This window comes from Aureimonas ureilytica (genome assembly GCF_001475935.1).
Classification (GTDB): Bacteria; Pseudomonadota; Alphaproteobacteria; order Rhizobiales; family Rhizobiaceae; genus Aureimonas; species Aureimonas ureilytica_A.
On record NZ_LDQA01000001.1, the window covers coordinates 37,303 to 58,481 of the forward strand.

General features: G+C 59.3%; 18 protein-coding genes and 2 tRNA genes. 19 read left to right on the forward strand and 1 reads right to left on the reverse strand.

Features of this window, described 5'->3' with window-relative positions:
• The first annotated feature begins 196 nt into the window (after nucleotides 1–196).
• The 3 genes from clpX to NS365_RS00185 all read left to right on the forward strand — a co-directional run bounded on the left by clpX (nucleotide 197) and on the right by NS365_RS00185 (nucleotide 4,575).
• Nucleotides 197–1,465, forward strand: a complete 1,269-nt coding sequence (clpX, locus tag NS365_RS00175; RefSeq protein ID WP_058598256.1) for an ATP-dependent Clp protease ATP-binding subunit ClpX — start codon at nucleotides 197–199, stop codon at nucleotides 1,463–1,465.
• 239 nt (nucleotides 1,466–1,704) lie between these two features.
• The gene (gene lon / locus NS365_RS00180; protein WP_058598257.1) at nucleotides 1,705–4,131 is read left to right on the forward strand and encodes an endopeptidase La; all 2,427 of its coding nucleotides are present in this window, start codon (nucleotides 1,705–1,707) and stop codon (nucleotides 4,129–4,131) included.
• A 165-nt stretch (nucleotides 4,132–4,296) separates the two neighbouring features.
• On the forward strand, nucleotides 4,297–4,575 hold the full coding sequence (locus NS365_RS00185; RefSeq protein WP_058598258.1) for an HU family DNA-binding protein: 279 nt from the start codon (nucleotides 4,297–4,299) through the stop codon (nucleotides 4,573–4,575).
• 297 nt (nucleotides 4,576–4,872) lie between these two features.
• On the opposite strand, the gene NS365_RS00190 is transcribed toward NS365_RS00185, so the two are convergent.
• Nucleotides 4,873–4,948: transfer RNA gene (locus NS365_RS00190), tRNA-Val, on the reverse strand.
• Between the two features lie 260 nt (nucleotides 4,949–5,208).
• Between NS365_RS00190 and NS365_RS00195 the strand changes: the two genes are divergently transcribed.
• The 16 genes from NS365_RS00195 (at nucleotide 5,209) to nuoN (ending at nucleotide 21,176) form a co-directional block, all read left to right on the forward strand.
• Nucleotides 5,209–5,285, forward strand: a tRNA-Asp gene (locus NS365_RS00195).
• A gap of 263 nt (nucleotides 5,286–5,548) precedes the next feature.
• Nucleotides 5,549–5,914, forward strand: a complete 366-nt coding sequence (locus NS365_RS00200; RefSeq protein ID WP_058598259.1) for an NADH-quinone oxidoreductase subunit A — start codon at nucleotides 5,549–5,551, stop codon at nucleotides 5,912–5,914.
• On the forward strand, nucleotides 5,905–6,462 hold the full coding sequence (locus NS365_RS00205) for a NuoB/complex I 20 kDa subunit family protein (protein WP_058598260.1): 558 nt from the start codon (nucleotides 5,905–5,907) through the stop codon (nucleotides 6,460–6,462). Before NS365_RS00200 ends, NS365_RS00205 begins: the two co-directional genes overlap by 10 nt.
• Nucleotide 6,463: 1 nt before the next feature.
• Complete coding sequence (locus NS365_RS00210; RefSeq protein ID WP_058598261.1) at nucleotides 6,464–7,063, forward strand: NADH-quinone oxidoreductase subunit C; 600 nt, start codon at nucleotides 6,464–6,466, stop codon at nucleotides 7,061–7,063.
• A 115-nt stretch (nucleotides 7,064–7,178) separates the two neighbouring features.
• A complete protein-coding gene (locus NS365_RS00215; RefSeq protein WP_058598262.1) occupies nucleotides 7,179–7,499 on the forward strand; it encodes a hypothetical protein in 321 nt (106 codons plus the stop codon).
• A 2-nt stretch (nucleotides 7,500–7,501) separates the two neighbouring features.
• Nucleotides 7,502–8,692 (forward strand): NADH-quinone oxidoreductase subunit D, encoded by a 1,191-nt coding sequence (locus tag NS365_RS00220; RefSeq protein ID WP_058598263.1) that lies wholly within the window; start codon nucleotides 7,502–7,504, stop codon nucleotides 8,690–8,692.
• Between the two features lie 151 nt (nucleotides 8,693–8,843).
• Nucleotides 8,844–10,025, forward strand: coding sequence for an NADH-quinone oxidoreductase subunit NuoE (nuoE, locus tag NS365_RS23395; RefSeq protein WP_082684325.1), 1,182 nt, complete (start codon nucleotides 8,844–8,846; stop codon nucleotides 10,023–10,025).
• 17 nt (nucleotides 10,026–10,042) lie between these two features.
• Nucleotides 10,043–11,350: an NADH-quinone oxidoreductase subunit NuoF gene (gene nuoF / locus NS365_RS00230; RefSeq protein WP_058598265.1), complete on the forward strand. Its 1,308-nt coding sequence runs from the start codon at nucleotides 10,043–10,045 to the stop codon at nucleotides 11,348–11,350.
• Between the two features lie 69 nt (nucleotides 11,351–11,419).
• Entirely contained in the window at nucleotides 11,420–13,495 is a 2,076-nt protein-coding gene (nuoG, locus tag NS365_RS00235; protein ID WP_058598266.1) for an NADH-quinone oxidoreductase subunit NuoG, read from the forward strand.
• Nucleotides 13,496–13,509: 14 nt separating this feature from the next.
• Entirely contained in the window at nucleotides 13,510–14,556 is a 1,047-nt protein-coding gene (gene nuoH, locus NS365_RS00240) for an NADH-quinone oxidoreductase subunit NuoH (RefSeq protein WP_058598267.1), read from the forward strand.
• 109 nt (nucleotides 14,557–14,665) lie between these two features.
• Nucleotides 14,666–15,157 carry an NADH-quinone oxidoreductase subunit NuoI gene (gene nuoI, locus NS365_RS00245; RefSeq protein ID WP_058598268.1) on the forward strand — a complete coding sequence of 164 codons (492 nt, stop codon included), beginning with the start codon at nucleotides 14,666–14,668 and terminating at the stop codon, nucleotides 15,155–15,157.
• A 109-nt stretch (nucleotides 15,158–15,266) separates the two neighbouring features.
• Nucleotides 15,267–15,881: an NADH-quinone oxidoreductase subunit J gene (locus NS365_RS00250; RefSeq protein WP_058598269.1), complete on the forward strand. Its 615-nt coding sequence runs from the start codon at nucleotides 15,267–15,269 to the stop codon at nucleotides 15,879–15,881.
• 23 nt (nucleotides 15,882–15,904) lie between these two features.
• Nucleotides 15,905–16,213: an NADH-quinone oxidoreductase subunit NuoK gene (gene nuoK / locus NS365_RS00255; RefSeq protein ID WP_058598270.1), complete on the forward strand. Its 309-nt coding sequence runs from the start codon at nucleotides 15,905–15,907 to the stop codon at nucleotides 16,211–16,213.
• 8 nt (nucleotides 16,214–16,221) lie between these two features.
• The gene (gene nuoL / locus NS365_RS00260; RefSeq protein WP_058598271.1) at nucleotides 16,222–18,198 is read left to right on the forward strand and encodes an NADH-quinone oxidoreductase subunit L; all 1,977 of its coding nucleotides are present in this window, start codon (nucleotides 16,222–16,224) and stop codon (nucleotides 18,196–18,198) included.
• Entirely contained in the window at nucleotides 18,198–19,706 is a 1,509-nt protein-coding gene (locus tag NS365_RS00265) for an NADH-quinone oxidoreductase subunit M (protein ID WP_058598272.1), read from the forward strand. The genes nuoL and NS365_RS00265 overlap by 1 nt, the downstream gene beginning before the upstream one ends.
• Before the next feature lie 21 nt (nucleotides 19,707–19,727).
• Nucleotides 19,728–21,176, forward strand: a complete 1,449-nt coding sequence (nuoN, locus tag NS365_RS00270; protein WP_058598273.1) for an NADH-quinone oxidoreductase subunit NuoN — start codon at nucleotides 19,728–19,730, stop codon at nucleotides 21,174–21,176.
• Nucleotides 21,177–21,179: the final 3 nt, after the last annotated feature.

Below are 21,179 nucleotides of genomic sequence, written 5' to 3' on the forward strand. Positions count from 1 at the left end.
CAGTGGAAGCCGGCGTTGTCGTTAAGCGTCGATCAAGGATGATCCGGCTACCTTGTAGTGACGGAACTGCGACGAAGCCTTCTGCCGGTCGACTTGAACGATTGCTTTGTGAGCGTTGCAGCATAGGATGACGAAAAGGGTCTGACGACCCATCTCCGGACCTCCAAGTCCGAGGTGCGGAACGGAAGGAAGAACGATGAGCAAAGTGAGCGGCGGCGATAGCAAGAACACGCTCTATTGCTCTTTCTGCGGAAAGAGCCAGCACGAAGTCCGCAAGCTGATCGCCGGGCCCACGGTCTTCATCTGCGATGAGTGCGTCGAACTCTGTATGGACATCATCCGCGAGGAAAACAAATCCTCGATGGTGAAGTCACGCGAGGGTGTGCCGACTCCGCAGGAGATCATTGCGGTTCTCGATGATTACGTGATCGGCCAGTCCTTCGCCAAGAAGGTTCTGTCCGTTGCGGTGCATAACCACTACAAGCGATTGGCCCACGCGCAAAAGAACAACGACGTCGAACTGGCGAAGTCGAACATTCTGCTGATGGGTCCGACGGGCTGCGGCAAGACATTGCTGGCGCAGACGCTGGCGCGCATTCTCGACGTGCCGTTCACCATGGCGGATGCGACGACGCTGACCGAAGCCGGTTACGTCGGTGAGGATGTCGAGAACATCATTCTCAAGCTGCTGCAGTCGGCCGACTACAATGTCGAGCGCGCGCAGCGTGGCATCGTCTATATCGACGAGATCGACAAGATCAGCCGCAAGTCCGACAATCCTTCGATCACGCGCGACGTGTCGGGTGAGGGTGTTCAGCAGGCTCTGCTGAAGATCATGGAAGGCACCGTCGCGTCGGTTCCTCCTCAGGGTGGTCGCAAGCATCCCCAGCAGGAGTTCCTGCAGGTAGATACGGCCAATATCCTCTTCATCTGCGGCGGCGCTTTCGCCGGACTCGACAAGATCATCTCGGATCGCGGTCGCAAGACGTCGATCGGCTTCGCAGCCAACGTCGAGTCACCCGAGGATCGTCGCACAGGCGAACTGTTCCGCCGTGTGGAGCCTGAGGATCTTCTGAAGTTCGGTCTGATTCCCGAATTCGTTGGTCGTCTGCCGGTTCTCGCGACGCTGGAAGATCTGGATGAGCCCGCGCTGGTTCAGATCCTGGTGGAGCCGAAGAACGCGCTCGTGAAGCAGTATCAGCGCCTCTTCGAGATGGAGAATGTCGAGCTGACATTCCACGAGGACGCCCTGAAGGCGATCGCTCGCAAGGCCATCGAGCGCAAGACAGGTGCTCGCGGTCTTCGCTCGATCATGGAAGCCATGCTGCTCGACACGATGTTCGACCTGCCGACGCTCGAAGGCGTTCGGGAGGTGGTCATCTCGGAAGAGGTGATCGATGGAAACGCGCGTCCGCTCTATATCTATTCCGAGCGGAAGGACGAAAAGGAACCGGCGAGTGCCTGACCGTCTGAACACTCCGAAAGTTTGATCGTTGGATGGCCCGTTCCGGCAAGACACCGGAGCGGGCCATTCGCTTTTATATTCCGTTGAGCGACCGACCCGCTCGTTCTTTCGCGTCGCGCCAGACGCTTGAACGGGCCGGAAGAAATAGCCACATTGCAGTTCGATGACGGCTTTCGTCTCGGTGCCTGAACGGGCCGGGATGAGGGGCCTCCAGCGGCTCAGCCGCAGAAAGGAATTTCATGTCCATTCCGACATCCGCCAGCGGTCACGGCTCCGAGAACGCCCAGACCTATCCGGTTCTCCCGCTCCGCGACATCGTGGTGTTCCCGCACATGATCGTCCCACTTTTCGTGGGGCGGGAAAAATCGATCAAGGCTCTTGAAGAGGTCATGGGGTCGGACAAGCAGATCCTGCTTGCCACTCAGAAGAACGCCGGCGACGAAGATCCTGCGCCCGACGCGATCTATGATCTCGGCACGCTCGCCAATGTTCTGCAACTTCTGAAACTGCCCGATGGAACGGTAAAGGTTCTGGTCGAGGGGATCGCGCGCGCGTCGATCACGGATTTCACGGATCGCACCGAGTGGCACGAAGCCAATGCCTTCATCGTCGAAGACGAGGAAGACGATCAGGTCGAAGTCGAGGCCCTTGCCCGCTCTGTGATCTCGGAGTTCGAGAATTACGTCAAGCTGAACAAGAAGATCTCGCCCGAGGTTGTCGGCACGGCCGGTCAGATCGATGACTATTCCAAGCTCGCCGATACCGTGGCGTCTCATCTTGCGATCAAGATCCCCGAAAAGCAGGAGATGCTCGGGATCGTGAGCGTGCGCGAGCGTCTGGAGCGGGCCCTCGGCTTCATGGAGGCCGAAATCTCGGTACTCCAAGTCGAGAAGCGTATCCGATCGCGCGTCAAGCGTCAGATGGAGAAGACGCAGCGCGAGTATTATCTGAACGAGCAGATGAAGGCGATCCAGAAGGAACTCGGCGACGGCGAGGAAGGCCGCGACGAGTTGGCTGAGATCGAAGAGCGTATCAAGAAGACCAAGCTGTCGAAGGAAGGCAAGGAGAAGGCGTCCGCCGAGCTCAAAAAGCTCCGGCAGATGAGCCCCATGTCTGCCGAGGCGACGGTGGTCCGCAACTATCTCGACTGGCTGCTCGGGCTGCCTTGGGGGAAGTCGTCTAAGGTTCGGATTGATCTCAAGCGCGCGGAGGAGATTCTCGACGAAGAGCACTACGGTCTGGATAAGGTGAAGGAGCGGATCGTCGAATATCTGGCGGTTCAGGCTCGTCAGCCCAAAATCAAAGGTCCGATTCTCTGCCTGGTCGGCCCTCCGGGTGTTGGCAAGACGTCGCTTGCCAAGTCGATCGCCCGCGCGACGGGCCGTGAATATGTCCGTATGGCGCTGGGCGGCGTGCGAGACGAAGCGGAGATTCGTGGTCATCGTCGAACCTATATCGGCTCGATGCCCGGCAAGGTCATTCAGTCGCTCAAGAAGGCGAAGCGGAACAACCCGCTCTTCCTGCTCGATGAAATCGACAAGATGGGTCAGGACTTCCGCGGCGATCCGTCTTCGGCGATGCTGGAGGTGCTCGATCCCGAGCAGAACGCGAGCTTCATGGATCACTATCTGGAGGTCGAGTACGACCTCTCGTCGACGATGTTCGTGACGACGGCGAACACGCTGAACATTCCCGGTCCCCTCATGGATCGTATGGAGATCATTCGGATCGCCGGCTACACCGAAGACGAGAAGGTCGAGATCGCCAAAAGGCACCTTCTGCCTAAGGCCATTAAGGATCATGCGTTGCAGGACAGCGAGTTCTCGGTCTCCGAAGATGCGCTTCGAGAGATCGCCCGCCGTTACACGCGGGAAGCGGGTGTGCGTTCCTACGAGCGCGAGCTGATGAAGCTCGCACGTAAGGCGGTCACGCAAATCGTTCGCGGTGATGTCAAGTCCGTCGCCGTGACGGCCGCCAATCTCGCCGATTACCTGGGCGTACCACGTTATCGGTACGGCGAGGCGGAGTTGTCGGATCAGGTTGGTGTCGTCACGGGCTTGGCCTGGACGGAGGTGGGCGGCGAGTTGCTGACGATCGAAGGCGTCATGATGCCCGGCAAGGGCAAGATGACGGTGACGGGCAATCTTCGCGATGTGATGAAAGAGTCGATTTCCGCAGCTGCATCCTATGTCCGCTCACGGGCCATTGAGTTCGGAGTCGCGCCGCCACTATTCGACAAGCGCGACATCCACGTTCACGTTCCAGAGGGCGCGACACCGAAGGACGGACCGTCTGCGGGTACCGCGATGGCGACGGCGATCGTTTCGGTGATGACGGGCATTCCCGTGCGTCGTGACATAGCCATGACGGGGGAGGTCACGCTACGCGGCCGCGTCCTGCCCATCGGTGGCTTGAAGGAGAAGTTGCTCGCGGCTCTGCGCGGCGGCATCAAGACGGTTCTGATTCCTGAGGAGAACGCGAAGGATCTCGCGGAAATCCCGGACAATGTGAAGAACAGTCTCGAGATCATCCCGGTCTCGCACATGAACGAGGTTCTCGCTCACGCGCTAATACGCAAGCCCGAACCGATCGAGTGGACCGAGGTGAGCGAGCCGACGCCCACCCGTGATTCGGGAGAGGATGCCTCCCCCACGATTGCTCACTGAAAGCGATCGACCGCTAAAAATGGAGAGATGCCGCCCTCCGGGGCGGCATTTTGCTTGCAAAAGCCTTGTTTCGAGGGCTTTTGGTCCATCTCTCCTTGAACCTGGGCGGCATTTTCAGCATCGTCACCGCCTGAGTCGGGAAGACAGAACGTTTGGAGATTTGGCATGAACAAGAATGAGCTCGTATCCGTCGTTGCGGAGAAGGCAGGTCTTTCGAAGCAAGACGCAACGACGGCTGTCGATGCCGTCTTCGATGCGCTCCAGGCAACTATGGCCAAGGGCGACGACGTCCGCCTCGTCGGCTTCGGCACCTTCTCCGTTTCGCACCGCGCCGCCTCGAAGGGACGCAATCCGTCGACGGGTGCGGAAGTCGATATTCCCGCCCGCAACGTGCCGCGCTTCACGCCTGGCAAGGGGCTCAAGGACGCCGTCAACGCGAGCTGACCACCTTCATAGAATGCAGTTTGGAAAGCCGGCGCTCGACGTCGGCTTTTTTTGGGGGGTTGGGGCCTTCGGCAGATCCACGGCGCAGGGGACGATATGCAAACCATTGCGCGAGGAGCGGAGCCGTAGAGGCCAACGCTGCGATGCGTTTTCGGAGTCGGACGACGAGGTAGGACAAAAAAAGGCCGAGCGCCGTGTCTCGTACAACAACGGCGTACGAGACAGCTGAAGCGTCGCTTTCACAGCATGATGGAAATCGTGCTATAAGTATAAACCTGAACCGCAATCGATCGGGCATGGTGGGCGATGACAGGCTCGAACTGCCGACATCCTCGGTGTAAACGAGGCGCTCTACCAACTGAGCTAATCGCCCGACGCCGCATCGGATAAGCGGTCTGGACCGGAAATGCAAGGCGTCCCTGGTGCGATTCGAAGATCGCGTTCGCACCATGCTCCTCGTCCGCTCGATTCGTCATCAGCCTTTGGTGATTCCGTCGTACGACCGCCATGCAGCCTCGCGTCCGACCATTAAGTCGTTGATCTCGAAGGACCGATAGAATCACGTTGACACCCCCGGCGGCAGGCCTTAAACGACCGCTCATACCGCTGAAGGAGACGACAGCGATATGAGGAGCGGGTGTAGCTCAGTCGGTTAGAGTGCCGGCCTGTCACGCCGGAGGTCGCGGGTTCGAGCCCCGTCACTCGCGCCATTATTACAGCTACGCACTGCCTGACTGTTCGATTCCGATCCGTGACCGATGCTTTTCAAGCTTGCACGAAGTGGGTGCGCAGCGACGTTTGATGCCTTGCTTCTAGTTTGGGAAGAGTCTAATTCTCGCCTCGATTTGATGAGGCGGAAGCGGCTTCGAGATATTCGACGGCTTGAGCAACGTGGTTTTAACGCTGCTGAAAGTAGAGCTGCTTCAAGCTGTTATCTGGTCGCGACAGGGTCGCGATATGGAGAGTTAGGCTTGTGAACGAGCTCCTTGGTTCTTATCTCCCGATTGTGATTTTCGTTGGCGTCGCGCTGCTGATCGGTCTCGCCCTCCTGGTGTCGCCGTTCCTTCTTGCGTTCCGAGCGCCGGACGATGAGAAGCTCTCGGCGTACGAGTGCGGTTTCGATGCGTTCGATGATTCCCGAATGAAGTTCGACGTTCGATTCTATCTCGTGTCGATCCTGTTCATCATCTTCGACCTTGAGGTCGCGTTCCTGTTCCCATGGGCTGCGTCCTTTGGTGAACTCGGCTGGGCCGGTCTTTGGTCTATGATGGTGTTCCTCGGCGTGCTGACCGTCGGCTTCGTCTACGAATGGAAGAAAGGTGCTTTGGAATGGGATTGAATCCCTCTTCCTCTTCGCTGGGGTCTCGCTCGAATCTCCAGGTCAGCCCCGCTGCTGATCCGTTCGTTGCCGATGTCAGCAGCGAGCTTGCCGATAAGGGCTTCATCGTCACGTCGACCGAAGACCTCATCCAATGGGCCCGCACGGGTTCGCTGATGTGGATGACGTTTGGTCTCGCGTGCTGCGCCGTCGAGATGATGCAAATGTCGATGCCGCGCTATGATGGCGAGCGTTTTGGCTTTGCTCCTCGCGCGTCGCCTCGCCAGTCCGATTTGATGATCGTGGCGGGGACGCTGACCAATAAGATGGCGCCCGCGCTGCGCAAGGTTTACGATCAGATGCCGGAGCCTCGGTATGTGATTTCCATGGGTTCGTGCGCGAATGGCGGTGGCTACTACCACTATTCGTACTCCGTCGTGCGCGGTTGCGACCGCGTGGTGCCTGTGGACGTTTATGTTCCCGGTTGCCCGCCGACCGCCGAAGCGCTGCTTTACGGCATGTTGCTGCTTCAGAAGAAGATTCGCCGTCTTGGAACAATCGAGCGCTGATATGAGTACAAGCGAGCTCTCCGATTTTCTGGGCGAAACGTTGGGTGGGAAAATCGTCGACCGCAAACTCGCCTATGGTGAGTTGACGCTCGTAATTCGTCCCTCCGATGTTTTGGACGTTGTCACTTTTCTGCGCGACCATCCTCAATGTCAGTTCAAGAATTTCATTGATGTCGCAGGGGTCGATTACCCCAATCGGGTTGATCGGTTCGAAGTCGTTTATCACTTTCTCTCCCCGTATCTGAATCAGCGGATCCGTGTGAAGGTGACGACGAATGAGGATCGCCCTGTGCCGTCCATCACGGGAATCTTTCCGGGAGCAGATTGGTTCGAGCGGGAGGCCTACGACCTCTACGGGATCCTCTTCACCGGGCATCCGGATCTTCGTCGCATCCTGACGGATTATGGTTTTGAGGGGCATCCGCTTCGGAAGGATTTCCCTCTGACCGGCTTTGTCGAAGTGCATTACGACGAGGAGCGCAAGCAGGTGGTCTACGAGCCCGTCGAGCTGCGCCAGGAGTTCCGCAATTTCGATTTCCTGTCGCCTTGGGAGGGAACGGACTACGTTCTTCCAGGGGACGAGAAGGCAAAGGCGAACTGAGATGCCGTCGGGGCGAGAAGCTGAGGCGAGGGCGCTCCATGTTTTGCGCACTCCGCTTCGAAGCTCGCCCGACAAAACGCGCATTCGGCTTTCGTCATGGCGAGATGTGTCGCCGATGGGTGGTTTTGACTTTATGGTCACCCCCGGCGAAAACGCATTAAAGCTGACCCAATCGGAGATGGTCGGTATCTACCCGTCGTCGAACGACAGCGAGTGGCTGGTTTGCCGAGACGGCGGATCGAGCATCGCGTGGCGTCCTCATGACGGTTTCCAACTCGCCGAAGCCGTCCAGGCGTCGGATGATCTGAGCAGGATCGTGTTCGCGGAAGAAGTCTTCGAGGACGCGAAACCCGCGATGTATGACCCCGCCTATCATACGCAAGAGCTGACGGGCGCCACCGCTATGGCGCAATCTGCAAACGAACAAGGGGCCTGACCGTGGCCGAGATCGACGTCCGAAACTTCAACATCAATTTCGGTCCGCAGCACCCGGCTGCGCACGGTGTGCTTCGCCTCGTTCTGGAATTGGACGGCGAAAACGTCGAGCGGGTCGATCCCCATATCGGGCTTCTGCATCGGGGCACCGAGAAACTGATCGAACAGAAGACATACCTGCAGGCCATACCTTATTTCGATCGTCTCGATTATGTCGCGCCGATGAATCAGGAGCATGCCTTCTGTCTGGCCGTCGAGCGTCTGGCGGACGTCGAGGTCCCGATCCGGGGCCAGCTGATCCGTGTTCTGTACTGCGAAATCGGCCGTATCCTTTCGCATCTTCTCAACGTGACGACCCAGGCGATGGATGTCGGTGCGCTGACGCCTCCGCTCTGGGGTTTCGAAGAGCGCGAAAAGCTGATGGTCTTCTATGAGCGGGCAAGTGGTGCTCGTCTCCATGCGGCTTATTTCCGCCCGGGTGGCGTCCATCAGGATCTGGACGCACGATTGGTCGATGACATCGGCGCGTGGTGCGATCCTTTCCTCAAGGCTCTCGCCGATATCGATGAGCTGCTGACCGAAAACCGGATCTTCAAGCAGCGTAACGTTGATATCGGCGTCGTATCGCTGGAAGACGCATTCGCGCTCGGTTTCACCGGTGTCATGGTTCGCGGCTCCGGCGCTGCATGGGATTTGCGCAAGTCGCAGCCCTACGAATGCTACGATCAGATGCAGTTCGACATTCCGATCGGCAAGAATGGGGATTGCTACGACCGCTATCTGATCCGCATGGAAGAGATGCGTCAGTCCACCGCGATCATGAAGCAATGCATCGAGCGTCTGGCGGGCAGGGATCGTGTCGGCCCCGTCTCGTCGACGCAGGGCAAGGTCGTCCCGCCGAAACGTGGCGAGATGAAGCGTTCGATGGAAGCGCTTATCCATCATTTTAAGCTCTACACCGAAGGCTTCCACGTGCCGGAAGGCGAGGTTTATGCGGCGGTTGAAGCCCCCAAGGGTGAATTCGGCGTCTATCTCGTCTCCGATGGAACGAACAAGCCCTATCGCTGCAAAATTCGCGCTCCGGGCTTCGCCCATCTTCAGGCTCTGGATTTCCTCTGCCGCAATCATATGCTCGCAGACGTTTCCGCGATCCTGGGATCGTGCGACATCGTTTTCGGCGAAGTCGACCGCTGAAACGAAGCGAGGCTTTCCGCAGCCTCGCTTCGCCCTTGCCGTCTAGCGTTCCAGCGCTCGCGTCCACGTGAAGTCGCTGGCCTTTTATGCATTCTATGTTAGAACGCGCCGCAACATAAGCATGTTGGAACCGTTCTGAAGTCGAGGTCCAATGTCTGTCCGACGCCTTGCGGAAGATGCCGTTCAACCCCAGAGCTTTGCGTTCTCGGATGAAAACGAACGGTGGGCTCTCGCAACTATCCAGAAATATCCGGAAGGCCGCCAGCAATCAGCGGTCATCCCGCTGCTGATGCGCGCTCAGGATCAGGAAGGCTGGGTGACCAAGGCGACGATCGAGCATGTCGCTGATCGCCTGCGCATGCCGATGATCCGCGTATTGGAAGTCGCCACCTTCTACACCCAGTTTCAGCTGAAGCCCGTCGGCACGCGCGCGCATGTTCAGGTCTGTGGAACGACGCCCTGTATGCTGCGCGGCGCGGAAGATCTGAAAGCTGTTTGTCGTAAGCATATTCACCCGGAGCCGCTCCACACGAACGCGAGCGGTACGCTTTCGTGGGAAGAGGTGGAGTGCCTTGGCGCGTGCGTCAATGCGCCCATGGTGATGATTTTCAAAGATACATACGAGGATCTGACGCCCGAGCGGCTCGAGCAGATCATCGATGCGTTCGAGACCGGTCAGGGTGGTCAGGTGAAGGTCGGTCCGCAGATCGACCGCCATCTGTCCGTACCAGTCGGCGGATTGACCACTCTGAATTCGTTCGAAGACGAAACGGCGTCGGACTCAGTGGGTCCTGCGGACGATAACACTTCGTCGGAAGGTGTCGCGTCGCCGTCTCAATCCGGACGAGTCGATACGCATGCAGCCGAGACGGACCCGAGCCTTCAGACACCGGGAAAAGCGCCTGCTGCGGCGTCTTCCTCGCCTAGCCAAGAGCACGAGAGTGACGGCGCGGCCGAAATTCGAGAGGAGTCGGCTGACGGGTCGACTGGCGGCACGCAGCGAGGCCCGACGGGACAGAAAGAGCGGGATGAGGCGGAGTTCGGTTCAGCCTCTGGCTCGACGTCGGGAAAGCCTCGTAGCGACGGACCTTTGAGTTCCAAAGGTGTGGCGGCGGAGGACGCGGTCGTTTCCGACGCTCAACGCGTCCCTGGAGACGCTGCGATGCCTGGCGTGACCAAGGCCGATCTGTCCAATCGCGCTGCATCGCCCTCCAACCGTTTGGAAGGCGAGCGTACCGAAACATCCGATGTCGCGCCCAATCCGACGAGTGATCGTGGGGCATCGGGCAGCGAAAATCGCAGTGTCCCTGACACTGGCGAAAGCAAGCGCTGAGAGGCGGAGAGGCGAACATGCTGCAAGATCAGGATCGCATCTTCACCAATATCTACGGCCTTCGCGACAAGAGCTTGAAGGGCGCGATGCGACGCGGCCATTTCGATGGCACGGACGAAATCATCGCCAAGGGTCGCGACTGGATCATCAACGAGATGAAGGCTTCCGGCCTTCGCGGACGTGGTGGTGCTGGATTCCCGACCGGTCTCAAATGGTCCTTCATGCCGAAAGAGGTCGGTGATCGGCCGCATTATCTCGTCGTGAATGCCGACGAGTCTGAGCCCGGTACGTGCAAGGACCGCGAAATCCTTCGTAACGACCCATTCACGCTCATTGAGGGCTGCATCATCGCGAGCTTCGCGATGGGGGCTCACGCGGCTTACATCTATGTCCGTGGCGAGTACGTTCGTGAGCGCGAAGCCCTGCAGCGTGCGATCGATGAATGCTACGATGCTGGTCTGCTCGGTCGAGATAACAAGTGCGGCTGGGATATGGACGTGTTTGTCCATCACGGTGCCGGCGCTTATATCTGCGGCGAAGAGACAGCTCTGCTCGAAAGCCTCGAAGGCAAGAAGGGCCAGCCGCGGCTGAAGCCTCCGTTCCCCGCCAATATGGGTCTCTACGGATGCCCAACCACCGTCAACAACGTTGAGTCTATCGCTGTTGCTCCGACGATTCTGCGTCGGGGCGGTGCTTGGTTCGCGGGCTTCGGTCGCCCGAACAACACGGGCACTAAGCTGTTTTCCATTTCCGGCCACGTCAACCAGCCGTGCACGGTCGAAGAGACGATGGGCATCTCGTTCCGCGAACTGATCGACCGCCATTGTGGTGGCGTTCGTGGGGGGTATGACAATCTGCTCGCGGTCATTCCCGGCGGTTCGTCTTGCCCACTCGTGCCAGGCGAGCAGATGGTTGATGCGCTCATGGACTTCGACGGCATGCGCGAAGTCAAGTCGTCCTTCGGGACCGCCGCCGTGATCGTCATGGACAAGTCGACGGACATTGTCCGCGCGATCGCTCGTCTTGCTTACTTCTACAAGCACGAGAGCTGCGGTCAGTGCACGCCCTGCCGCGAAGGTACGGGCTGGATGTGGCGCGTTATGGAGCGCATGGTGGTCGGCAACGCCCATAAGCGCGAAATCGATATGCTTCTCGACGTCACCAAGCAGGTCGAAGGTCATACGATCTGTGCGCTCGGCGATGCCGCGGCATGGCCGATTCAGGGGCTCGTTCGGCATTTCCGCCCTGAAATCGAGCGGCGGATCGACGAATTTTCACGCAACGCCGATAAGGATCGGCCCGCAGTCCTGCAGGCTGCGGAATAATCGATCGACGCGAAGCGGGGCAGGGCGCCGGCAGAGCTGGAAACGGCCGCCGGAACTGAGAAAAGTCAGATGGCAAAGATCAAAGTCGACGGAAACGAGATCGAAGTCCCGGATCACTACACGCTGCTTCAGGCGGCGGAGGAGGCTGGCGCTGAGGTTCCCCGCTTCTGCTTCCACGAGCGACTGTCGGTCGCCGGCAATTGTCGCATGTGCCTCGTTGAGGTGAAGGGCGGCCCGCCGAAGCCGGCGGCGTCTTGCGCCATGGGCGTTCGTGATCTTCGTCCCGGACCTAACGGCGAGGCGCCCGAAATCTTCACCAACACGCCGATGGTGAAGAAGGCGCGCGAAGGGGTGATGGAGTTCCTCCTCATCAACCATCCGCTCGACTGCCCCATCTGTGATCAGGGCGGCGAATGCGATCTGCAAGACCAGGCCATGGCCTTCGGTGTGGATTCGTCCCGCTACACCGAAAACAAGCGCGCCGTCGAAGACAAATATATCGGCCCCCTCGTCAAGACGATCATGACGCGCTGCATCCACTGCACGCGCTGCGTTCGCTTCACGACGGAAGTGGCCGGCATCTCGGAGTTGGGCTTGATCGGGCGCGGCGAAGACGCCGAGATCACGACCTATCTCGAGCAGGCGATGACGTCCGAACTTCAGGGCAACGTGATCGATCTCTGCCCTGTCGGTGCGCTGACCTCTCGTCCCTACGCGTTCCAGGCCCGTCCTTGGGAACTGACCAAGACGGAAACCGTAGACGTCATGGACGCCGTCGGCTCGGCCATCCGCGTAGACACGCGGGGACGCGAAGTCATGCGTATCCTGCCGCGTACCAATGAGCTTGTGAACGAAGAATGGATCTCGGATAAGACCCGCTTCGTTTGGGACGGTCTACGTACGCAGCGGCTTGATCGCCCCTACATTCGCCGGGATGGTCGTCTGCAGCCGGCGAGCTGGTCGGAGGCATTCGACACGATCAAGGCTCGCTTGTCATCGGTCGACGGTTCCCGGATTGGGGCAATTGCCGGTGATCTGGCCAATGTCGAAGAGATGTGGGCGCTGAAGCGTCTGATGGGTCTCCTCCGCTCGAACAATCTCGATTGCCGCCAGGATGGGTCCAAGATCGATCCGGCGGACGGGCGTGCTTCCTACCTCTTCAACACGACGATCGCGGGCATCGAGAACGCGGACGCGCTTCTGATCATCGGGGCCAATCCGCGGTTCGAAGCGCCTGTTCTGAACGCCCGCATCCGAAAGCGCTGGCGGCGCGGTGGTTTCCCGGTCGGCGTGATCGGCGAGCCGGTCGACCTGCGCTATGCCGTAACGCATCTGGGCGCCGGGCCGCAGACGCTGGGCGAAATCGAGACCGTCAATCGGGACTTCTACGAGGCTCTCCGCAAGGCCGAGCGTCCCATGATCATACTGGGGCAGGGACCGCTTGCTGGGGCGAATGGCGCGGACGTTCTGAGTTCGGTCGCGGCGCTGGCTCGCGAGATCGGAGCGGTAACCGAGGGCTGGAACGGCTTCAACATCCTCCACACCGCAGCCTCGCGTGTCGGTGGTTTGGACATCGGCTTCGTCCCGCAAGAGGGCGGCCTCGATGCCTCGCGCATCGTTTCAGGCGGCGTCGAGGTCGTATTCAATCTTGGCGCGGACGAGATCGAAATCGCTCCGGGCGCTTTCGTGATCTATATCGGAACGCATGGTGATCATGGCGCACATCGTGCGGACGTAATCCTGCCAGGCGCGGCCTACACCGAGAAGGCCGGGACCTACGTCAACACGGAAGGCCGCGTGCAGTCTGGGAGCCGCGCTTCGTTCCCACCGGGAGATGCCAAGGAAGATTGGGCCATCCTGCGCGCCCTTTCGGCCGTGCTGAACAAGACGTTGCCGTTCGACTCGCTGGGTCAGCTCCGGGCAGACCTTTTCGCTCAGGTTCCCCACCTGTCGATCGAAGAACTGTCGAACGTCGATGCGGCGGCCATTACGACATTGGCAGATCGGGCAGGGCCGCTCAGCGGAGACGTTTTCCGTTCGCGGATTGGTGACTTCTATCTGACAAACCCCATCGCCCGAGCCTCGAAGGTGATGGCGGAGTGCTCTCGCCTCGCTCGCGGCGAGCAGCTTCAAGCGGCCGAGTAAGGAAGACGAGACACATGGACATCTTCACGTCCTATATCTGGCCGGCGCTGGTGATCCTGGGGCAGAGCCTTCTCTTCCTCGTGGTCCTTCTGGTTCTGATCGCGTACATTCTGCTGGCTGACCGGAAGATCTGGGCGGCTGTCCAGATGCGGCGCGGGCCGAATGTGGTTGGGCCTTTCGGTCTGTTTCAATCCTTTGCCGACCTGCTCAAATTCGTTCTGAAGGAGCCGGTCATCCCGGCTTCTTCCGATAAGGTGGTCTTCCTCGTCGCCCCCCTTGTGGCGGTCACCTTGGCTCTCGCGACATTCGCCGTTGTTCCCATCGCCGACGGTTGGGTCATCGCGAATATCAATCTCGGTATCCTCTACATCTTCGCCATCTCCTCGCTCGAGGTCTACGGCGTGATCATGGGTGGCTGGGCTTCCAATTCGAAATACGCATTCCTCGGCGCCCTCCGCTCGGCGGCGCAGATGGTTTCGTACGAAGTCTCGATCGGTTTCGTGATCGTGACGGTTTTGCTCTGCGTGGGTTCGCTGAACCTCACGGACATCGTGATCTCCCAGAACGATGGCTTGGGGACGATGTTGGGATTGCCTTCCAGCTTCTTGGACTGGCACTGGCTGTCGCTCTTCCCGATGTTCGTGATCTTTTTCATTTCGGCTCTTGCTGAAACCAACAGACCGCCGTTTGACCTTCCCGAGGCGGAGTCCGAACTCGTGGCCGGCTTCATGGTCGAGTATGGTTCGACACCTTACATGATGTTCATGCTCGGCGAGTATGCTGCCATCACCCTGATGTGCTCGCTCATGACGATCCTGTTCCTTGGGGGATGGCTGCCGCCATTGGCCTTCGCGCCTTTCACTTGGGTTCCGGGCGTCATTTGGTTCCTGATCAAGGTCACATTCTGCTTCTTCCTGTTCGCGATGGTGAAGGCTTTCGTTCCCCGCTACCGCTACGATCAGTTGATGCGACTGGGCTGGAAGGTCTTCCTTCCGATCTCGCTGGCCATGGTGGTGATCGTCGCCTTCGTTCTTCAGTTGACCGGTTGGGCTCAGGCCTGATCTTGCGCGGGCGGCGTCGTAGCCGCCTCGCCATCATGCGCAAGGCCCGCACGGCGCAGGGGTGAGGGCCGGCCCCATTTCTCTCCGAATCCCGGAGGCAAGGTTTAAGATGAGCGCTCTGACGCAGACTATCCGATCGCTGTTCCTGCTGGAGTTCCTGGCGGCTTTCCGTCTTTCGATGCGCTATTTTTTCGCGCCGAAATCGACCGTGAACTATCCTTTCGAGAAGGGGCCTGTGAGTCCGCGCTTCCGCGGTGAGCATGCGCTGCGTCGGTATCCGAATGGGCAGGAACGCTGCATCGCCTGCAAACTCTGCGAGGCGATCTGCCCTGCGCAGGCCATCACAATCGAAGCCGGACCGCGCCGAAACGACGGAACACGTCGAACGGTTCGATATGACATCGATATGGTGAAGTGCATCTACTGCGGCTTCTGCCAGGAAGCCTGCCCCGTCGACGCGATCGTTGAAGGTCCGAATTTCGAGTTTTCGACCGAGACACGTGAAGAGCTCTACTACGACAAGGAAAAGCTGCTCGCGAACGGCGATCGCTGGGAACGCGAGATCGCTCGCAATATCGCTCTCGATGCGCCGTACCGTTAATCGTTAGAGGTTGTCGCCCGCGACATCCGGGGATCCAACCGAGGCGGCGAGGGACGTTTACGATCCTCGTCCGCCGTTGAACCGCACCTTTTTGGGGGAGCCCGCCACGATGGGCCTACAGTCGTTTTTCTTCTATCTCTTCGCCATCGTCAGCGTCGGTTCGGCGCTCATGGTCGTTGTTTCCCGAAATCCGGTTCACTCGGTCCTGTTTCTCATTCTCACCTTCGTGGCCTCCGCTGGTCTGTTCCTTCTGACCGGGGCGGAGTTTCTCGCGCTGATCCTGATCGTCGTTTATGTCGGCGCCGTCGCGATCCTCTTCCTGTTCGTCGTGATGATGCTGGATTTGGACTTTGGGCGAATGAAGCAGGGCGCGCTGAAATACGCGCCGATTGGTGCGATCATCGGGCTTGTTCTACTGGCGCAGCTGATCATCGCAGTCTCGGGTGGTTACTTCCAGCCCACGCCAAGCGCCGGAACGGTGCTTCCGACGCCTCCGCTCGAGACCATGTCGAACATCGAAGCCATCGGGCAGGTGCTCTACACGCGCTACGTCTTCTTCTTCCAGATGGCCGGTCTGGTTCTGTTTGTGGCCATGGTCGGTGCGATCGTCCTGACGCTGCGCCATAAGCCTGGCCTTAAGCGCCAATCCATCCCTCAGCAGGTCGCTCGCAATCCGGCGACGTCCATCGAGGTCGTCAAGGTCGAAACCGGTCGCGGTATCTGAGCGGGCTCCAAGGAATAGACATCATGGCCGTTGGTCTAGGACATTACCTTACGGTTGCCGCCATCCTGTTTGTGATCGGCGTCTTCGGCATCTTCATGAACCGGAAGAATATCATCACGATCCTCATGTCGGTCGAGCTGATCCTCCTTTCGGTGAATCTTAACCTCGTCGCGTTCTCAGGTTTCCTGAACGACCTCGCAGGCCAGATTTTCGCTTTGTTCATTCTGACCGTCGCAGCTGCTGAAGCGGCGATCGGTCTCGCAATTCTGGTCGTCTTCTTCCGCAACCGCGGCTCCATCGCGGTCGAAGACGTCAATACGATGAAAGGCTGAAGGCGAGGATGTATACCCTCATCGTTCTACTCCCGCTAATCGGCTTTCTGGTCGCGGGCCTCGCCGGCCCGACGATCGGACACAAGGCGTCTGAGTACGCCACGACCGGCCTGCTTGTTCTGGCCGCAATCCTCTCCTGGATTGCGTTCATCTCGTTCGGATTCGGAAACGGCGAAACACTGCATGTTAACGTTCTGCACTGGATGCAGGCCGGTGCTCTGGATGTTTCCTGGGCTCTGCGCATCGATCGCCTGACCTTGGTCATGTTGGTCGTGGTGAACACGGTCTCCTCGCTCGTGCATATATACTCGATCGGGTACATGCATCACGACGAGTCGCGATCGCGGTTCTTCGCCTATCTGTCGCTCTTTACGTTCGCCATGTTGACGCTGGTGACGGCGGACAACCTCGTCCAGATGTTCTTCGGCTGGGAAGGCGTGGGTCTCGCCTCGTACTTGCTGATCGGCTTCTGGTACAAGAAGCCGTCCGCGAATGCGGCCGCGATGAAGGCGTTCGTCGTCAACCGCGTGGGCGATTTCGGCTTCCTGCTCGGCATTTTCGGTCTGTTCGTCGTGTTCGGCTCGGTCAGCTTCGAGACCATCTTCGCCGGCGCGCGACAGCTGGGCGAGAGCCTGGCCGGGGAGGCGGCAGGTAACGGAGAGGCCGTTCTGCACTTTGCCGGATATTCGCTCGGTGCCGCCGGCGCGATGACCGCCATTTGTTTGCTTCTCTTCATGGGCGCTATGGGTAAATCCGCCCAGATCGGCCTGCACACGTGGTTGCCCGATGCTATGGAAGGCCCGACCCCAGTGTCGGCTCTGATCCATGCGGCCACGATGGTGACGGCGGGCGTCTTCATGCTGGCACGCATGTCGCCCGTTTTCGAACTCAGCCACTCCGCGCTGACCTTCGTCACGTTCATTGGCGCGACGACGGCCTTTTTCGCGGCGACGATCGGTCTCGTTCAGAACGACATCAAGCGCGTCATCGCTTATTCGACCTGTTCGCAGCTCGGCTACATGTTCGTGGCACTGGGTGTCGGCGCTTATGGCGCGGCCGTCTTTCATCTCTTTACCCACGCGTTCTTCAAGGCGCTCCTGTTCCTCGGTGCCGGTTCGGTGATCCATGCCGTGTCGGACGAGCAGGATATGCGCCGTATGGGTGGCCTGCGTCGTCACATTCCCATGACATACTGGATGATGATCGTCGGAACGCTCGCGCTGACGGGCTTCCCGTTCACGGCTGGCTACTATTCGAAGGACGCGATCATCGAGAGCGCGTTCGTGGGTGAGAACGCCTTCGCCATGTACGGTTACATCATGACCGTCATCGCGGCGCTGCTGACGAGCTTCTATTCCTGGCGTCTCATCTTCATGACGTTCCACGGCAAGCCTCGCGCATCGCATGAGGTCATGCACCATATCCACGAGTCGCCCCCGGTCATGCTGGTGCCTCTCTATGTCCTGGCGGCTGGGGCGCTGCTGGCGGGTATCGTTTTCTACCCGTTCTTCCTTGGCGAAGGATACGAAAGCTTCTGGCATACGGCGATCTTCACGGGACCGGAGAACCACGTGCTTCACGAAGCACACCACGTCTCCGCTCTGGTGGCCTACTCGCCGACCATCGCCATGGTGATCGGGTTCGTGCTGGCCTACATCATGTATATCCGCTCTCCGGAGAAGGCGTCTCAACTCGCGGCCCGCAATCCGGGCCTCTACAAGTTCCTGCTCAACAAGTGGTATTTCGACGAGCTTTACGACTTCATCTTCGTTCAGAATGCAAAGCGCCTTGGGCGGTTCCTATGGAAGACCGGTGATACGAAGGTCATCGACGGTCTTGGCCCGAATGCCATTTCGGCCCGCGTCCTCGATGTGACCAGCCGCGTCGTCCAGATGCAGACGGGTTATCTTTATCACTACGCCTTCGCCATGTTGATCGGCGTCGCGGCGCTCGTCACCTTCATGATGTTCCGGGGAACCATCTGATGTCCGGTTGGCCGATCTTATCGACCGTCACGTTTCTCCCACTCGTCGGCGTTCTGATCATCCTCTTCACGCGCGACGACAGCGAGCTCGCGCGCCGAAACATCCGCAACGTCGCTCTCTTGGTGACGATCTTCAATTTCCTTCTATCGCTTCTCATCTGGGTCGGCTTCGACAAGAGCAGTGCCGGCTTCCAGATGGTGGAGCGCGTCGAGTGGCTGGAAGGCGGCATCTCCTATCATATGGGCGTGGACGGTATTTCCATGCTCTTCGTCATCCTGACGACCTTCCTGCTGCCGATCTGCATCCTGGCCAGCCGGGATTCCGTCACCGTCCGGGTGAAGGAATATATGATGGCCTTTCTGGTGCTGGAGACGCTGGTGATCGGCGTGTTCTGCGCGCTGGATATCGTTCTCTTCTACCTCTTCTTCGAAGGCTCCCTGATCCCGATGTTCCTCATCATCGGCGTGTGGGGTGGCAAGCGTCGCGTCTACGCGTCCTACAAGTTCTTCCTCTATACGTTCCTCGGCTCGGTCTTCATGCTCGTCGCCATCATGGCGATGTATTGGACGAGCGGTACGACATCCATCCCTGAACTTCTCGCCTATCAATTCCCAGCCGGGATGCAGAACTGGCTCTGGTTCGCCTTCTTCGCGTCCTTCGCTGTCAAGATGCCGATGTGGCCTGTTCACACTTGGCTTCCCGACGCTCACGTCGAGGCGCCGACGGCGGGTTCGGTGATCCTGGCCGGCATCCTTCTGAAACTCGGCGGCTACGGATTCCTGCGCTTCTCGCTGCCGATGTTTCCGCTGGCGTCGGCGGAATTCGCTCCGCTCGTCTACACACTCTCCGTCGTTGCCATCATCTACACCTCGCTGGTGGCGCTCATGCAGGACGACATCAAGAAGCTGATCGCTTACTCATCCGTCGCTCACATGGGCTTCGTCACCATGGGCATCTTCGCCGCGAACGAACAGGGTGTGCAGGGCGCGATCTTCCAGATGCTGTCGCACGGACTGATTTCCGGCGCTTTGTTCCTTTGCGTCGGCGTGGTTTACGACCGGATGCATACCCGCGATATCTCGGCCTATGGTGGCTTGGTCAACCGAATGCCAGCCTATGCCGCGATGATGCTTCTCTTCACGATGGGCAATGTCGGTCTTCCGGGCACCAGCGGCTTCGTGGGCGAGTTCCTGACCTTGATGGGCGTGTTTCGCGTCAACTCCTGGGTCTCGATCTTCGCGGCGACGGGCGTCATCTTGTCCGCAGCCTATGCATTGTGGCTCTACCGCCGCGTGATCCTCGGCAGCCTCGATAAGGAGAATCTGAAGGCGATCCTCGATCTGACGCCGCGAGAAAAGGTTCTTCTCTATCCGCTAGCTGTTCTGACGGTCTTCTTCGGCGTCTATCCGATGCCGGTCTTCAATGTGACCTCGGCGTCCGTCGAGCATCTCCTGGGCGGCTATACCGCTGCGCTGCAAGCTGCGGCCAGCGTCGCCTCCCTGCATTAACCGACTGGGGCTACACAGATCATGTTCTCCCAATTCGTGGCGCAAAGCCTCCCTATCGTCGGTCCTGAACTGATCCTGTCGGTCGGGGCGATGCTCCTTCTGATGATCGGCACGTTTCAAGGCGAGCGCAGCGGCGGTTTCGTCATGTCGCTGGCCGTCGGTCTGCTCGTCTTCGCGGCCGGATGGCTCTGTTTCGTCACGCCGAACGGCGTGGCGTTCGGCGGGTCCATGATTCTCGATCCGTTCGCTCGCTTCATGAAGGTGCTGGTGCTGATCGCATCCGCTGCCGCTCTTCTCATGTCGAACGCCTTCGCGAAGCGAGAGCGTTTCGACAAGTTCGAGTTTCCCGTCCTGATCGTGCTATGCACCGTCGGTATGCTGGTAATGGTATCGGCGGGAGATCTGATCGCGCTTTATATGGGCTTGGAGCTCCAGTCTCTGGCCATCTACGTCATTGCGGCGATCGCTCGTGACCACATCAAGTCGACGGAAGCCGGCCTGAAGTACTTCGTTCTCGGCGCACTTTCGTCGGGCATGCTGCTTTACGGCGCCTCGTTGGTCTATGGTTTCACAGGCCAGATTGGCTTTCACGAGATCGCGCTCGCCGTCGCGTCTCAAGAAACTCGTTCGACCGGTTTGCTGATTGGTCTGGTTTTCGTTCTGGCGGGCCTGGCATTCAAGATTTCGGCCGTACCGTTCCATATGTGGACGCCTGACGTGTATGAGGGCGCACCCACGCCGGTCACGGCTCTTTTGGCCGGCGCGCCGAAGGTCGCGGCAGTGGCCTTGCTGACCCGCCTCACGGTTCAAGGCTTCGGCCCTATGACGGCGGATTGGCAGCAGGTTATCATTTTTATCTCGATCGCTTCGATGCTGCTGGGCTCCTTCGCGGCGATCGGCCAGCGCAACATCAAGCGCCTGATGGCCTATTCCTCCATCGGCCACATGGGGTACGTTCTTGTCGGCCTTGCCGCAGGCAATGAGGCGGGCGTGCGCGGTGTCCTGATCTACATGGCGACTTATGTTGCTATGACGCTCGGTACGTTCGCTGTGATCCTGTCGATGCGTCGCCGCGACGAGATGATCGAAGACGTGTACGAGCTCGCCGGCTTGTCCCGCAGCAATCCGATCCTGGCTCTAGCTCTGACGACGCTGATGCTGTCGCTGGCAGGTCTGCCGCCGCTTCTCGGCTTCTGGGGCAAGTACTACGTCTTCGTCGCCGCTGTCGGCGCGGGACTGGTGCCCTTGGCAGTGATCGGCGTCGTCGCCTCGACGGTCGGCCTGTTCTACTACCTCCGCGTCGTGAAGGTCATGTGGTTCGACGAGCCTGTTGGTGGTTTCGAGCCCATGGGTACCGAACTGAAGATCGTTCTGGGTGCTGCAACCCTGTTTGTCTTCCCGGCTTACATTTTCGTGGCAGGGCCGATGTTCGCTGCCGCCGCCAACGCAGCGCGCGGCTTCTTCCTCTGATCA

Bases quoted from the DNA above. Each gene is read 5' to 3' on its own strand.
- NS365_RS00265 (WP_058598272.1), top strand. From the start codon at position 18,198: ATGTCCGGTTGGCCGATCTTATCGACCGTCACGTTTCTCCCACTCGTC.
- nuoE (WP_082684325.1), top strand. From the start codon at position 8,844: ATGTCTGTCCGACGCCTTGCGGAAGATGCCGTTCAACCCCAGAGCTTT.
- NS365_RS00185 (WP_058598258.1), top strand. From the start codon at position 4,297: ATGAACAAGAATGAGCTCGTATCCGTCGTTGCGGAGAAGGCAGGTCTT.
- NS365_RS00205 (WP_058598260.1), top strand. From the start codon at position 5,905: ATGGGATTGAATCCCTCTTCCTCTTCGCTGGGGTCTCGCTCGAATCTC.
- nuoI (WP_058598268.1), top strand. From the start codon at position 14,666: ATGAGCGCTCTGACGCAGACTATCCGATCGCTGTTCCTGCTGGAGTTC.
- clpX (WP_058598256.1), top strand. From the start codon at position 197: ATGAGCAAAGTGAGCGGCGGCGATAGCAAGAACACGCTCTATTGCTCT.
- NS365_RS00215 (WP_058598262.1), top strand. From the start codon at position 7,179: ATGGGTGGTTTTGACTTTATGGTCACCCCCGGCGAAAACGCATTAAAG.
- nuoH (WP_058598267.1), top strand. From the start codon at position 13,510: ATGGACATCTTCACGTCCTATATCTGGCCGGCGCTGGTGATCCTGGGG.
- nuoL (WP_058598271.1), top strand. From the start codon at position 16,222: ATGTATACCCTCATCGTTCTACTCCCGCTAATCGGCTTTCTGGTCGCG.
- lon (WP_058598257.1), top strand. From the start codon at position 1,705: ATGTCCATTCCGACATCCGCCAGCGGTCACGGCTCCGAGAACGCCCAG.
- nuoF (WP_058598265.1), top strand. From the start codon at position 10,043: ATGCTGCAAGATCAGGATCGCATCTTCACCAATATCTACGGCCTTCGC.
- nuoN (WP_058598273.1), top strand. From the start codon at position 19,728: ATGTTCTCCCAATTCGTGGCGCAAAGCCTCCCTATCGTCGGTCCTGAA.
- nuoK (WP_058598270.1), top strand. From the start codon at position 15,905: ATGGCCGTTGGTCTAGGACATTACCTTACGGTTGCCGCCATCCTGTTT.
- NS365_RS00210 (WP_058598261.1), top strand. From the start codon at position 6,464: ATGAGTACAAGCGAGCTCTCCGATTTTCTGGGCGAAACGTTGGGTGGG.
- NS365_RS00250 (WP_058598269.1), top strand. From the start codon at position 15,267: ATGGGCCTACAGTCGTTTTTCTTCTATCTCTTCGCCATCGTCAGCGTC.
- nuoG (WP_058598266.1), top strand. From the start codon at position 11,420: ATGGCAAAGATCAAAGTCGACGGAAACGAGATCGAAGTCCCGGATCAC.